Annotated in this window: 12 protein-coding genes; 7 read left to right on the top strand and 5 right to left on the bottom strand. The window is 49.2% G+C overall.

Going from position 1 to position 13,814, the window contains the following annotated elements; translation table 11 throughout:
- Positions 1 to 88: 88 nt before the first annotated feature.
- Positions 89 to 1,378, bottom strand: a complete 1,290-nt coding sequence (uraA, locus tag HGD79_RS22370) for a uracil permease (protein WP_032264472.1) — start codon at positions 1,376 to 1,378, stop codon at positions 89 to 91.
- Positions 1,379 to 1,463: 85 nt separating this feature from the next.
- Positions 1,464 to 2,090 carry a uracil phosphoribosyltransferase gene (upp, locus tag HGD79_RS22365; RefSeq protein ID WP_001295473.1) on the bottom strand — a complete coding sequence of 209 codons (627 nt, stop codon included), beginning with the start codon at positions 2,088 to 2,090 and terminating at the stop codon, positions 1,464 to 1,466.
- A 324-nt stretch (positions 2,091 to 2,414) separates the two neighbouring features.
- Between upp and purM the strand changes: the two genes are divergently transcribed.
- The 4 genes from purM (at position 2,415) to ppx (ending at position 7,873) form a co-directional block, all read left to right on the top strand.
- Positions 2,415 to 3,452 carry a phosphoribosylformylglycinamidine cyclo-ligase gene (gene purM / locus HGD79_RS22360; protein ID WP_001295474.1) on the top strand — a complete coding sequence of 346 codons (1,038 nt, stop codon included), beginning with the start codon at positions 2,415 to 2,417 and terminating at the stop codon, positions 3,450 to 3,452.
- Entirely contained in the window at positions 3,452 to 4,090 is a 639-nt protein-coding gene (gene purN / locus HGD79_RS22355; RefSeq protein ID WP_001028614.1) for a phosphoribosylglycinamide formyltransferase, read from the top strand. The genes purM and purN overlap by 1 nt, the downstream gene beginning before the upstream one ends.
- A 170-nt stretch (positions 4,091 to 4,260) precedes the next feature.
- Positions 4,261 to 6,327: a polyphosphate kinase 1 gene (gene ppk1, locus HGD79_RS22350; RefSeq protein ID WP_000529576.1), complete on the top strand. Its 2,067-nt coding sequence runs from the start codon at positions 4,261 to 4,263 to the stop codon at positions 6,325 to 6,327.
- Between the two features lie 4 nt (positions 6,328 to 6,331).
- The gene (gene ppx, locus HGD79_RS22345) at positions 6,332 to 7,873 is read left to right on the top strand and encodes an exopolyphosphatase (protein WP_001121363.1); all 1,542 of its coding nucleotides are present in this window, start codon (positions 6,332 to 6,334) and stop codon (positions 7,871 to 7,873) included.
- 38 nt (positions 7,874 to 7,911) lie between these two features.
- Here the strand turns inward: ppx and pdeF are convergent, their stop codons facing one another.
- Positions 7,912 to 10,155 carry a cyclic-guanylate-specific phosphodiesterase PdeF gene (gene pdeF / locus HGD79_RS22340; RefSeq protein ID WP_000772728.1) on the bottom strand — a complete coding sequence of 748 codons (2,244 nt, stop codon included), beginning with the start codon at positions 10,153 to 10,155 and terminating at the stop codon, positions 7,912 to 7,914.
- Positions 10,156 to 10,336: 181 nt separating this feature from the next.
- On the bottom strand, positions 10,337 to 10,489 hold the full coding sequence (locus tag HGD79_RS22335; RefSeq protein ID WP_000017552.1) for a hypothetical protein: 153 nt from the start codon (positions 10,487 to 10,489) through the stop codon (positions 10,337 to 10,339).
- A 17-nt stretch (positions 10,490 to 10,506) separates the two neighbouring features.
- On the opposite strand from HGD79_RS22335, the gene HGD79_RS22330 reads away from it, so the two are divergent.
- From HGD79_RS22330 to HGD79_RS22320, 3 genes are all read left to right on the top strand, one after another.
- Positions 10,507 to 10,698 carry a YfgG family protein gene (locus HGD79_RS22330; protein ID WP_000076001.1) on the top strand — a complete coding sequence of 64 codons (192 nt, stop codon included), beginning with the start codon at positions 10,507 to 10,509 and terminating at the stop codon, positions 10,696 to 10,698.
- Between the two features lie 310 nt (positions 10,699 to 11,008).
- Entirely contained in the window at positions 11,009 to 11,527 is a 519-nt protein-coding gene (locus HGD79_RS22325) for a glycine zipper 2TM domain-containing protein (protein ID WP_001295476.1), read from the top strand.
- Positions 11,528 to 11,542: 15 nt separating this feature from the next.
- Positions 11,543 to 12,082, top strand: coding sequence for a DUF5384 family protein (locus HGD79_RS22320; RefSeq protein WP_063113628.1), 540 nt, complete (start codon positions 11,543 to 11,545; stop codon positions 12,080 to 12,082).
- Positions 12,083 to 12,176: 94 nt separating this feature from the next.
- On the opposite strand, the gene guaA is transcribed toward HGD79_RS22320, so the two are convergent.
- A complete protein-coding gene (gene guaA, locus HGD79_RS22315) occupies positions 12,177 to 13,754 on the bottom strand; it encodes a glutamine-hydrolyzing GMP synthase (RefSeq protein ID WP_000138282.1) in 1,578 nt (525 codons plus the stop codon).
- Between the last annotated feature and the right edge of the window lie 60 nt (positions 13,755 to 13,814).

Here is a 13,814-nt window from a genome sequence, read left to right as displayed (position 1 = left end):
CTCAACCAGGATTTCACAAAATCGCGAGAAGTTTACCACAGAATCCCATGATGTTTGAACCGGGCAGCAACACTGCCCGGTCGGTACATTATTTGTCTGTTATATCCGCGTCTTCTGCGTCCAGCACCACTTCTTCAGGGCGCAGCACACTGATCAGTTTGAAAATCAAACTTAAGCCGATACCGACGATGGTCGCCAGCGCCATACCTTTTAACTCCGCCGCGCCGATGTTTACCTTCGCGCCACTGACGCCGATGATCAAAATCACGGAAGTCAGGATCAGGTTCTGTGCTTTGTTGTAATCCACTTTCGATTCGATCAAAACACGAATACCGGAAGCACCGATGACACCATAAAGCAGCAGCGAAACGCCGCCCATCACCGGCAATGGGATCATCTGGATAGCGGCAGCCAGTTTACCGACGCAGGAAAGCAGGATAGCGAAAATCGCCGCCCCGCCGATAACCCAGGTACTGTAAACACGGGTGATCGCCATCACGCCAATGTTTTCTCCGTAAGTGGTATTTGGCGTAGAGCCAAAGAAGCCGGAAATCACGGTCGACAAGCCATTAGCAAACATCGAACGGTGCAGACCTGGATCGCGCAGCAGATTTTTTTTGACGATATTAGCCGTTACTACCAGGTGCCCTACGTGTTCGGCAATAACCACTAACGCCGCTGGCAGAATAGTCAGAATGGCAAACCACTCGAAGCGCGGCGTATAGAGGGTTGGCAGCGCAAACCAGTGAGCATTAATAATCGGCGTGGTATCGACAATTCCCATTGCGAAAGAGAGCGCGTACCCCACCAGCACGCCAATTAAAATCGGGATAATTGCCAGGAAACCACGAAACAGCACGGAACCTAAAACCGTGACCGCCAGGGTGGTAATAGAGATGATGATGGTTTTGGAGTCTGGCGTTTGCCCTTCAGCCGGGAGTAAACCCGCCATACCGGCAGCTACGCCCGCCAGCTCCAGACCGATGACGGCAACGATTGCGCCCATTGCCGCAGGTGGAAACAGCACGTCCAGCCAGCCGGTCCCCGCTTTCTTCACGATAAAAGAAACCAGGCAGAACAGCACGCCGCACATAATAAAGCCGCCCAGCGCGACTTCATACCCTAACGGCAACAGTAACAATACCGGTGAAATAAAGGCAAAGCTGGAACCAAGATAAGCCGGAATTTTCCCTTTACAGATGAAGAGATACAGCAGCGTTCCAATACCGTTAAATAACAGTACAGTCGCCGGGTTAATATGAAATAAGACGGGCACCAGGACGGTTGCACCAAACATGGCGAACAAATGTTGCAAACTAAGCGGGATTGTCTGTAAAAGTGGCGGTCTTTCACTCACCCCGATAGCACGGCGCGTCATAGTATTATCCTCTGTATTATGTGTTATAGGCGCTTTACTCAAAAAAAAGCCGACTCTTAAAGTCGGCTTTAATTATTTTTATTCTTTATTTCGTACCAAAGATTTTGTCACCGGCATCGCCGAGGCCCGGAATAATGTATCCGTGCTCGTTCAGTCCCTGATCAATCGATGCGGTATACAGTTCGACGTCCGGGTGCGCTTTTTCCAGCGCAGCGATACCTTCTGGCGCAGCGACCAGCACCAGAACTTTGATGCTGCTGCAGCCCGCTTTTTTCAGCAGGTCGATGGTCGCGATAACGGAACCACCGGTTGCCAGCATTGGGTCAACGATCAGCGCCATACGCTCATCGATGTTAGAAACCAGTTTCTGGAAGTACGGTACCGGCTCCAGCGTTTCTTCATTACGGTACATACCGACAACGCTGATGCGCGCGCTCGGAACGTTTTCCAGCACACCGTCCATCATACCAAGACCCGCACGCAGAATTGGCACAACGGTAATTTTCTTACCTTTGATCTGGTCGATTTCTACCGGGCCGTTCCAGCCTTCGATAGTTACTTTTTCCGTTTCGAGGTCGGCGGTCGCTTCGTAAGTCAGCAGGCTACCCACTTCGGAAGCGAGTTCGCGAAAGCGCTTGGTGCTGATATCTTGCTCACGCATCAGTCCCAGCTTGTGTTTGACGAGTGGGTGTTTGACTTCCACGATCTTCATACTCTTTCTCCTTTGAGGGGCAGCCACAAAAAAAATCGACGGATTATACCTCCTTTCTTCAAGGCGGCAATATTCTTTTCGTTGACTTTAGTCAAAATGATAACGATTTGAGATAAAGTTATTTTATATTCAAATGGTTATGAAAGAAGATTATTCCATCCGAAAACTAACCTTTACCCTGGCACAAGTCTTCTTTCGCCGCGTGCCTGGGCAAAAGACGTGCAAAAAGGTTGTGTAAAGCAGTCTCGCAAACGTTTGCTTTCCCTGTTAGAATTGCGCCGAATTTTATTTTTCTACCGCAAGTAACGCGTGGGGACCCAAGCAGTGACCGATAAAACCTCTCTTAGCTACAAAGATGCCGGTGTTGATATTGACGCGGGTAATGCTCTGGTTGGAAGAATCAAAGGCGTAGTGAAGAAAACGCGTCGTCCGGAAGTGATGGGCGGTCTGGGCGGCTTCGGTGCGCTGTGTGCATTGCCGCAAAAATATCGTGAACCCGTGCTGGTTTCCGGCACTGACGGCGTAGGTACCAAGCTGCGTCTGGCAATGGACTTAAAACGTCACGACACCATTGGTATTGATCTGGTCGCCATGTGCGTTAATGACCTGGTGGTGCAAGGTGCAGAGCCGCTGTTTTTCCTCGACTATTACGCAACCGGAAAACTGGATGTTGATACCGCTTCAGCGGTGATCAGCGGTATCGCGGAAGGATGTCTGCAATCGGGCTGTTCACTGGTGGGTGGCGAAACGGCAGAAATGCCGGGGATGTATCACGGTGAGGATTACGATGTCGCGGGTTTCTGCGTTGGCGTGGTAGAAAAATCAGAAATCATCGACGGCTCTAAAGTCAGCGACGGCGATGTGCTGATTGCACTCGGTTCCAGCGGTCCGCACTCGAACGGCTATTCGCTGGTGCGCAAAATTCTTGAAGTCAGCGGTTGTGATCCGCAAACCACCGAACTTGATGGTAAGCCATTAGCCGATCATCTGCTGGCACCGACCCGCATTTACGTGAAGTCAGTGCTGGAGTTGATTGAAAAGGTCGATGTGCATGCCATTGCGCACCTGACCGGCGGCGGCTTCTGGGAAAACATTCCACGCGTATTGCCAGATAATACTCAGGCAGTGATTGATGAATCTTCCTGGCAGTGGCCGGAAGTGTTCAACTGGCTGCAAACGGCAGGTAACGTTGAGCGCCATGAAATGTATCGCACCTTCAACTGCGGCGTCGGGATGATTATCGCCCTGCCTGCTCCGGAAGTGGACAAAGCCCTCGCCCTGCTAAACGCCAACGGTGAAAACGCGTGGAAAATCGGTATCATCAAAGCCTCTGATTCCGAACAACGCGTGGTTATCGAATAATGAATATTGTGGTGCTTATTTCCGGCAACGGAAGTAATTTACAGGCAATTATTGACGCCTGTAAAACTAACAAAATTAAAGGCACCGTACGGGCAGTTTTCAGCAATAAGGCCGACGCGTTCGGCCTTGAACGCGCCCGCCAGGCGGGTATTGCAACGCATACGCTCATCGCCAGCGCGTTTGACAGTCGTGAAGCCTATGACCGGGAGTTGATTCATGAAATCGACATGTACGCACCCGATGTGGTCGTGCTGGCTGGTTTTATGCGCATTCTCAGCCCGGCGTTTGTCTCCCACTATGCCGGGCGTTTGCTGAACATTCACCCTTCTCTGCTGCCGAAATATCCCGGATTACACACCCATCGTCAGGCGCTGGAAAATGGTGATGAAGAGCACGGTACATCGGTGCATTTCGTCACCGATGAACTGGACGGTGGCCCGGTTATTTTACAGGCGAAAGTCCCGGTATTTGCTGGTGATACGGAAGATGACATCACCGCCCGCGTGCAAACCCAGGAACACGCTATTTATCCACTGGTGATTAGCTGGTTTGCCGATGGTCGTCTGAAAATGCACGAAAACGCCGCGTGGCTGGATGGTCAACGTCTGCCGCCGCAGGGCTACGCTGCCGACGAGTAATGCCCCGTAGTTAAAGCGCCAGCTCTGCCGCTGGCGTTTTTCAATTCACCTGTAAATCGCAAGCTCCAGCAGTTTTTTTCCCCCTTTTCTGGCATAGTTGGACATCTGCCAATATTGCTCGCCATAATATCCAGGCAGTGTCCCGTGAATAAAACGGAGTAAAAGTGGTAATGGGTCAGGAAAAGCTATACATCGAAAAAGAGCTCAGTTGGTTATCGTTCAATGAACGCGTGCTTCAGGAAGCGGCGGACAAATCTAACCCGCTGATTGAAAGGATGCGTTTCCTGGGGATCTATTCCAATAACCTTGATGAGTTCTATAAAGTCCGCTTCGCTGAACTGAAGCGACGCATCATTATTAGCGAAGAACAAGGCTCCAACTCTCATTCCCGCCATTTACTGGGCAAAATTCAGTCCCGGGTGCTGAAAGCCGATCAGGAATTCGACGGCCTCTACAACGAGCTGCTGCTGGAGATGGCGCGTAACCAGATCTTCCTGATTAATGAACGCCAGCTCTCCGTCAATCAACAAAACTGGCTGCGTCATTATTTTAAGCAGTATCTGCGTCAGCACATTACGCCGATTTTAATCAATCCTGACACTGACTTAGTGCAGTTCCTGAAAGATGATTACACCTATCTGGCGGTGGAAATTATCCGTGGCGATACCATCCGTTACGCGCTGCTGGAGATCCCATCAGATAAAGTGCCGCGCTTTGTGAATTTACCGCCAGAAGCGCCGCGTCGACGCAAGCCGATGATTCTTCTGGATAACATTCTGCGTTACTGCCTTGATGATATTTTCAAAGGCTTCTTTGATTATGACGCGCTGAATGCCTATTCAATGAAGATGACCCGCGATGCCGAATACGATTTAGTGCATGAGATGGAAGCCAGCCTGATGGAGTTGATGTCTTCCAGTCTCAAGCAGCGTTTAACTGCTGAGCCGGTGCGTTTTGTTTATCAGCGCGATATGCCCAATGCGCTGGTTGAAGTGTTACGCGAAAAACTGACTATTTCCCGCTACGACTCCATCGTCCCCGGCGGTCGTTATCATAATTTTAAAGACTTTATTAATTTCCCCAATGTCGGCAAAGCCAATCTGGTGAACAAACCACTGCCGCGTTTACGCCACATTTGGTTTGATAAAGCCCAGTTCCGCAATGGTTTTGATGCCATTCGCGAACGCGATGTGTTGCTCTATTATCCTTATCACACCTTTGAGCATGTGCTGGAACTGCTGCGTCAGGCTTCGTTCGACCCGAGCGTACTGGCGATTAAAATTAACATTTACCGCGTGGCGAAAGATTCACGCATCATCGACTCGATGATCCACGCCGCACATAACGGTAAGAAAGTCACCGTGGTGGTTGAGTTACAGGCGCGTTTCGACGAAGAAGCCAACATTCACTGGGCGAAGCGCCTGACCGAAGCAGGCGTGCACGTTATCTTCTCTGCGCCGGGGCTGAAAATTCACGCCAAACTGTTCCTGATTTCACGTAAAGAAAACGGTGAAGTGGTCCGTTACGCACACATCGGGACCGGGAACTTTAACGAAAAAACCGCGCGTCTTTATACTGACTATTCGTTGCTGACCGCAGATGCGCGTATCACCAACGAAGTACGGCGGGTATTTAACTTTATTGAAAACCCATACCGCCCGGTGACATTTGATTATTTAATGGTGTCACCGCAAAACTCTCGCCGTCTGTTATATGAAATGGTAGACCGCGAAATCGCCAACGCGCAGCAAGGGCTGCCCAGTGGTATCACCCTGAAGCTAAATAACCTTGTCGATAAAGGCCTGGTTGATCGTCTGTATGCGGCCTCCAGCTCCGGCGTACCGGTTAATCTGCTGGTTCGCGGAATGTGTTCGCTGATCCCCAATCTGGAAGGCATTAGCGACAACATTCGTGCCATCAGTATTGTTGACCGTTACCTTGAACATGACCGGGTTTATATTTTTGAAAATGGCGGCGATAAAAAGGTCTACCTTTCTTCCGCCGACTGGATGACGCGCAATATTGATTATCGTATTGAAGTGGCGACACCGCTGCTCGATCCGCGCCTGAAGCAGCGGGTGCTGGACATCATCGACATATTGTTCAGCGATACGGTCAAAGCACGTTATATCGATAAAGAACTCAGTAATCGCTACGTTCCCCGCGGCAATCGCCGCAAAGTACGGGCGCAGTTGGCGATTTACGACTACATCAAATCACTCGAACAACCTGAATAACCCTATGCCAATACACGATAAATCCCCTCGTCCGCAGGAGTTTGCTGCGGTCGATCTTGGTTCAAACAGTTTTCACATGGTCATAGCCCGTGTGGTAGATGGTGCCATGCAGATTATTGGCCGCCTGAAACAGCGGGTGCATCTGGCGGACGGCCTGGGGCCAGATAATATGTTGAGTGAAGAGGCAATGACGCGCGGTTTGAACTGTCTGTCGCTGTTTGCCGAACGGCTACAAGGGTTTTCTCCTGCCAGCGTCTGTATAGTCGGCACCCATACGCTGCGTCAGGCGCTGAACGCCACTGACTTTCTGAAACGCGCGGAAAAGGTCATTCCCTACCCGATTGAAATTATTTCCGGTAATGAAGAAGCCCGTCTGATTTTTATGGGCGTGGAACATACCCAACCGGAGAAAGGTCGCAAACTGGTTATTGATATTGGCGGCGGATCTACGGAACTGGTGATTGGTGAAAATTTCGAACCGATTCTCGTTGAAAGCCGCCGGATGGGTTGTGTCAGCTTTGCCCAGCTTTACTTCCCTGGCGGGGTCATCAATAAAGAGAATTTTCAGCGCGCTCGTATGGCGGCAGCACAAAAACTGGAAACTTTAACCTGGCAATTCCGTATTCAGGGCTGGAACGTGGCAATGGGCGCTTCCGGTACCATAAAAGCCGCCCATGAAGTGTTAATGGAAATGGGCGAGAAAGACGGGATAATTACCCCGGAACGTCTGGAAAAACTGGTAAAAGAAGTTTTACGTCACCGTAATTTCGCATCGCTGAGTTTACCGGGTCTTTCCGAAGAGCGGAAAACAGTCTTCGTTCCTGGACTGGCGATTTTATGCGGTGTGTTTGATGCTTTAGCCATCCGTGAACTGCGCCTTTCTGACGGGGCGTTACGCGAAGGCGTACTGTATGAAATGGAAGGACGTTTCCGTCATCAGGATGTGCGTAGTCGCACCGCCAGCAGCCTCGCCAACCAGTATCACATCGACAGCGAACAGGCCCGACGAGTGCTGGATACCACTATGCAAATGTACGAACAGTGGCGGGAACAGCAACCGAAGCTGGCGCATCCGCAACTGGAGGCGCTACTGCGATGGGCCGCCATGCTGCATGAGGTCGGGTTGAATATCAACCACAGCGGTTTGCATCGCCACTCCGCTTATATTCTGCAAAACAGTGACTTGCCGGGTTTTAATCAGGAACAGCAGCTGATGATGGCGACACTGGTGCGCTATCACCGTAAAGCGATTAAGCTCGACGATCTGCCGCGCTTTACCTTGTTTAAGAAGAAACAGTTCCTGCCACTGATACAGCTATTGCGCCTTGGCGTATTACTAAACAATCAACGTCAGGCAACCACCACACCGCCAACATTGACACTGATTACTGATGACAGTCACTGGACACTGCGTTTCCCGCATGACTGGTTTAGTCAGAATGCGCTGGTACTGCTTGATCTGGAAAAGGAGCAAGAATACTGGGAAGGCGTGGCTGGCTGGCGGTTGAAAATTGAAGAAGAAAGTACACCTGAAATCGCCGCTTAATGCTTTGCGGGCCGACGAGAAATGTCGGCCCGCATTATTCAGGCACTTTCGCGAATGGGTTCGATTTCATTCAACGTATCAATTAACGGCTGCGGCTTACCAATAAGATAACCCTGCATATAATCGATCCCCAAAGAGAGCACCGCCTCGCGGATCTCTTCGTTTTCAACGTACTCTGCCACTACCCGCATTTTCTTCATTCGCGCCAGGTGGCAAATCGATGCCACTATCTGATAATCCAGACTATTTGACACAATATTGCGGATAAAACTGCCGTCAATTTTAAGCAGATCGGCATTCACATTTTTAAGCCGTGCATAGCTGGCGTAGCCGGTGCCGAAATCATCAATCGCAATCTGGCAGCCTAATTCCTGAAGATGCTGCAAGGTGATTTGCGCCTGCTTAACATTGGTCAGAGCATTACTTTCGGTGACTTCAAAAATAAGTTGCCACGCTTCAATCTGATATTTAGCCAGCAACTGACTGACTTCAACAGGAAAACGAGCCTGACATACCGAGGTTGGAGACAGATTAATAGCAAAACGGTGAGCGGGCATCTTCGCTCTGTTTTCAGCCATAAATTGCAGCGTATGCTCAATGACCCACATGTCGATACTCGACGATAAACCAAATTCGTGCGCGACCGGCAAGAAGCTATCGGGGCCGATCAGTTCATCATTCTCACCTTTCATGCGCAGAAGAATTTCATGGTAAACATCACCACGCATACCGGTAATCGGCTGGGCCATCAGGAAAAAATGGTTGTGTTCCAGCGCCTGCTGTAGTCGATTCATCATCGCGACTTTATCTTTCAATTCGCGTTGCAAATACATTGCCCCGCGACGCTGCATATTTTCCGGGGCGTTGGTCACGATGGAAAGTTCGGCGACCGTATTTAGCTCTCCCAGCAGCAGGTAGATATGATTCACTGGCGAGCGCACATAGCAGTAACTGACGCCAATCTGCGGTTGCATCGGCATGCCATCCCAAAAGAAACGAAATTGCTTGAGATGGCTATCCAGTGCGGTAATGCGCTCCTGGTGCGATTCTGTATTCAGCCGCAGCGCGAGATCGTTACCCGAAAGCTGATAAACATCTTCACCCGGTTCCAGCAAGGGTGACAGCCAGTGAGAAAGTTTTTGCTTGTATTGAATCCGCAGCATGATGCCATAGTTCTTAACCAGCATTTCCATGCCAGGGATGCGTAAATAACAAAGCGCAGACCAGGGGGCATCACGCAACGCGCGATTCAGGGCGCGAACATTTGGCAGATGAACCACCGGGTCCACATACGCAAGCCGCTGAATGCGTCTGACTACCGCTCGCTGACGAGTTGCCAGTACAGCCATATAATTGACAATAAAAGAGAATACCAGATAACTGGAGGAGGTTATGGTCAGCTGCGTGGTATAGCCAGGATAAATGGGAATGTAATTTTGATAGCTGTGGATGCTGATCATCAACACGACCGCCCAGAGCAGCGAAATCAGCTTATAACCATAGCGCATCGCTCCCCACATCATCAGGGGCAGCAATAATGACAAGGTATAATTGGTGCTAAAAATTGTGCTTTTTTCATTTAACGGCATGCATAACAGCAACAATAAAGCACCTAATGCCAGTAGCCAGAGCGCGAACTCTTTTTTGGTGACTTTGGCATCAACCTGCTGTTTTAATTGCGAATAATAGCTACGTAAATAAAATGGATTTCGCACTACCCGAATGATGAAGTAGCACAGCGGGACACCGATCAGATTACCCACCAGTAAGGCCTGATAATTGATTAAAGTCCCGAGGTTAAAAGGCATGACACCGACCAGATTTTCTCTGCTCGCCAGTAATCCTACAAATGCAGCAAACTGGAAAAGTATCAGAAACAGCGTTGCAGGAAACACAATCTGCCAGAATATACGCTGGGAAATTAAACGGGTATCACCATGTGAAACGTTGTTACGCCGGGGAGTAAAGACCCTGTAACCGCCCCAACAGAGAATGATAATGATAATAAAATTAGCCGTTAATGATAGCGTTTCGTAAAAACCCAGCTCTGCATATTTGCGGACAAAAATCCCTAAGGCGATCCCTGGCAATGCCGCCCAGCTGAAAAACATCATCATGCTGATCATCAGTGCCAGAGGCAGATAAAAGAGAAAAACCTCACCGGAAGAAATATGCGCGAAAGTATTAATGTGGGCGAAAATGGGCAAGATTAAAGAAGGCAGGAACAGCGGAAGCCCCCACCATTTATCACGTATTTTTATATAAGTTGCATTCAGTTTCATAGATGCTCAGCAGAATCCCCCACATCCTGAAGGAGGTGTATTCAGACAGGCATCCCACCTGACTTCGAATGATGATTATTCATCACTATAGAGAGCATTGATTCTAAGTGTCATATGAAAGTTCCAATTGATATATATCAAACAAAATAACCCTGATTAATGAATTATTACGTTTATCATGTTAATTCATCATTATTACATCATCATTGTAAATAATTAAATTAACTTCCATAACATTAAAATATGTATCCACTGACGCTTTTTTACATAACGAAGAATTGACCATTTTGTCCTGTTGTGCCTTAATGTAAGTACCGTCCACAGCGTGGGACATACTTCAAGGAACCTTTTGTGAGTCAGGCAACCAGTATGCGAAAACGACACCGATTTAACAGTCGCATGACCCGTATCGTACTGCTCATCAGCTTTATCTTCTTCTTTGGCCGTTTTATCTACTCGTCCGTCGGTGCCTGGCAGCACCATCAGAGCAAAAAAGAAGCTCAGCAATCCACACTCTCCGTCGAATCACCGGTACAACGTTAGCGGTTACCTTCTCCACTTTCACAGAACCTAACGGCACTTCGCTGTCGGATGCTTTTGCTCTTTGGAATTATCAAAGCGGCAGATATTCTTTCATCTTAAATTTTACGTCTTTGTCCTGACTGATGTTTATCCTGTTTGGCTGCGAAATAAATATAAAATTAATATATATGTTGTAATGATATATTTTTATAAATTATTCCCTGCGTGAATTTTAATAAATTTAATCTATCCCTTTATACGCAATACATTTACTTTCCTCTTTTGATGATCTTAAATGTCTTATTTTTCGTAATGTGTATAACAAGGAATAGTGATGAAATTTAAAAAATGTCTTCTGCCTGTGGCAATGTTAGCGTCATTCACTCTGGCAGGATGCCAGTCAAATGCTGACGATCATGCCGCCGATGTTTATCAAACCGATCAACTGAATACCAAACAAGAAACTAAAACCGTTAATATTATTTCCATTCTTCCCGCAAAAGTTGCCGTAGACAACTCCCAAAATAAACGGAACGCACAAGCCTTCGGCGCGCTTATTGGCGCAGTCGCTGGCGGTGTTATCGGCCACAACGTCGGTTCTGGCAGCAATTCCGGAACGACGGCAGGGGCAGTTGGCGGCGGAGCTGTAGGCGCGGCAGCGGGTTCTATGGTGAATGATAAAACCTTAGTGGAAGGTGTTTCTTTAACATATAAGGAAGGCACCAAAGTGTATACCTCTACCCAGGTGGGTAAAGAGTGCCAGTTTACGACAGGTTTAGCCGTTGTTATTACCACAACGTATAACGAAACGCGTATTCAGCCAAATACTAAATGTCCTGAAAAGAGCTAATAATCAGGAGGAGTCATGAAGAAAGTTTTTCTTTGCGCCATCTTGGCCTCCTTAAGCTATCCGGCTATCGCCTCATCATTGCAGGATCAACTCTCTGCTGTAGCAGAAGCTGAACAGCAAGGTAAAAATGAAGAGCAAAGGCAGCATGACGAATGGGTCGCGGAGCGCAACAGGGAAATCCAGCAAGAGAAGCAACGTCGCGCAAATGCCCAGGCCGCCGCTAACAAAAGAGCGGCACCGGCAGCAGCAAATAAGAAAGCTCGTCAGGATAAACTGGACGCCGAAGCCTCTGCGGACAAAAAACGCGATCAAAGTTATGAAGATGAGCTACGCAGCTTAGAGATTCAGAAACAAAAACTGGCGCTGGCAAAAGAAGAAGCCCGCGTTAAGCGAGAAAACGAATTTATCGATCAGGAACTGAAGCACAAAGCTGCGCAAACCGATGTGGTGCAATCTGAAGCTGACGCCAACAGAAATATGACTGAAGGCGGTCGCGATCTGATGAAAAGCGTGGGCAAAGCAGAAGAGAACAAATCGGACAGCTGGTTTAATTAATCGATGTTAGTAACTTCAAGCCTATGATTCTTGAAGATAAAAAACCCTCTGTAGTAACAGAGGGTTTTGTTCATTCATAGTGCAGGGATTAAAATCATTCCCACTCAATGGTAGCTGGCGGCTTGCCGCTGATGTCATACACCACGCGGGAAATACCGTTCACTTCATTGATAATGCGGTTGGAAACGCGACCGAGGAAATCGTACGGCAGATGCGCCCAGTGTGCGGTCATAAAGTCGATGGTTTCGACAGCACGCAGAGAGACAACCCAGTCATACTTACGACCATCGCCCATTACGCCAACGGAACGTACCGGCAGGAACACAGTGAACGCCTGGCTGACTTTGTCGTACAGGTCCGCTTTACGCAGTTCTTCAATGAAGATGGCGTCAGCACGGCGCAGCAGGTCACAGTACTCTTTCTTCACTTCACCCAGCACACGAACGCCAAGGCCTGGTCCCGGGAACGGGTGACGGTACAGCATGTCGTACGGCAGGCCCAGCTCCAGACCAATCTTACGCACTTCGTCTTTGAACAGCTCTTTCAGCGGTTCAACCAGGCCCATCTTCATCTCTTTCGGCAGGCCGCCCACGTTGTGGTGAGATTTGATGACGTGTGCTTTACCGGTTGCAGAAGCCGCAGATTCGATAACGTCAGGGTAGATGGTGCCCTGCGCCAGCCACTTCACGTCTTCCAGTTTCAGCGCTTCTTCATCGAATACTTCAACGAAAACGCGCCCGATGATTTTACGTTTTGCTTCCGGATCGTTTTCGCCAGCCAGCGCTGACAGGAAGCGATCTTCTGCCGGTACGTGAACAATGTTAAGACCAAAGTGATCGCCAAACATATCCAGAACCTGCTCTGCTTCGTTGAGACGCAGCAGGCCGTTGTCGACGAATACGCAAGTCAGGTTTTTACCGATAGCGCGGTGCAGCAGCATTGCGGTTACGGAGGAATCCACACCACCAGAGAGGCCGAGGATGACTTTATCGTCGCCTACCTGCTCGCGGATGCGAGCTACAGCATCGTCGATAATTTTCGCTGGCGTCCACAGGGCTTCACACTGGCAGATATCACGCACAAAACGCTCCAGCATGCGCATACCCTGGCGGGTGTGAGTCACTTCCGGGTGGAACTGTACGCCATAGAAGCGTTTTTCTTCGTTAGCCATAATGGCAAACGGGCAGCTTTCGGTGCTGGCTACGGTGACGAAGTCGGACGGGATAGCGGTAACTTTATCGCCGTGGCTCATCCAGACATCGAGCAGCGGTTTACCGTCTGCGGTCAGCGCATCTTCGATACCGCGAACCAGTGCGCTGTCGTTTACGACTTCAACCTGCGCGTAGCCAAATTCACGTTCGTTAGAGGCTTCAACGTGACCGCCCAACTGCATTGCCATGGTCTGCATGCCATAGCAAACGCCGAATACCGGTACGCCTGCTTCAAAGACATACTGCGGCGCACGCGGGCTGTTTTCTTCGGTGGTGCTTTCCGGGCCGCCGGAAAGAATAATGCCGCTTGGATTGAAGTCACGAATTTGTGCTTCTGTCACATCCCACGCCCACAGTTCGCAGTAAACACCCAGCTCACGCACGCGGCGCGCAACCAGTTGAGTGTACTGAGAACCGAAGTCCAGAATGAGGATGCGATGCTTATGAATGTTTTCCGTCATTGACGCTTATTCCGAGGCAAGTGAAACAGATAATATAAATCGCCCGACATGAAGTCGGGC

The sequence above is a fragment of the Escherichia sp. SCLE84 genome, from assembly GCF_012584495.1.
Lineage (GTDB): Bacteria > Pseudomonadota > Gammaproteobacteria > Enterobacterales > Enterobacteriaceae > ECMA0423.
The sequence above is the reverse complement of the archived record's forward strand: the minus strand, read 5'-3'. Positions and strand labels throughout refer to the sequence as shown.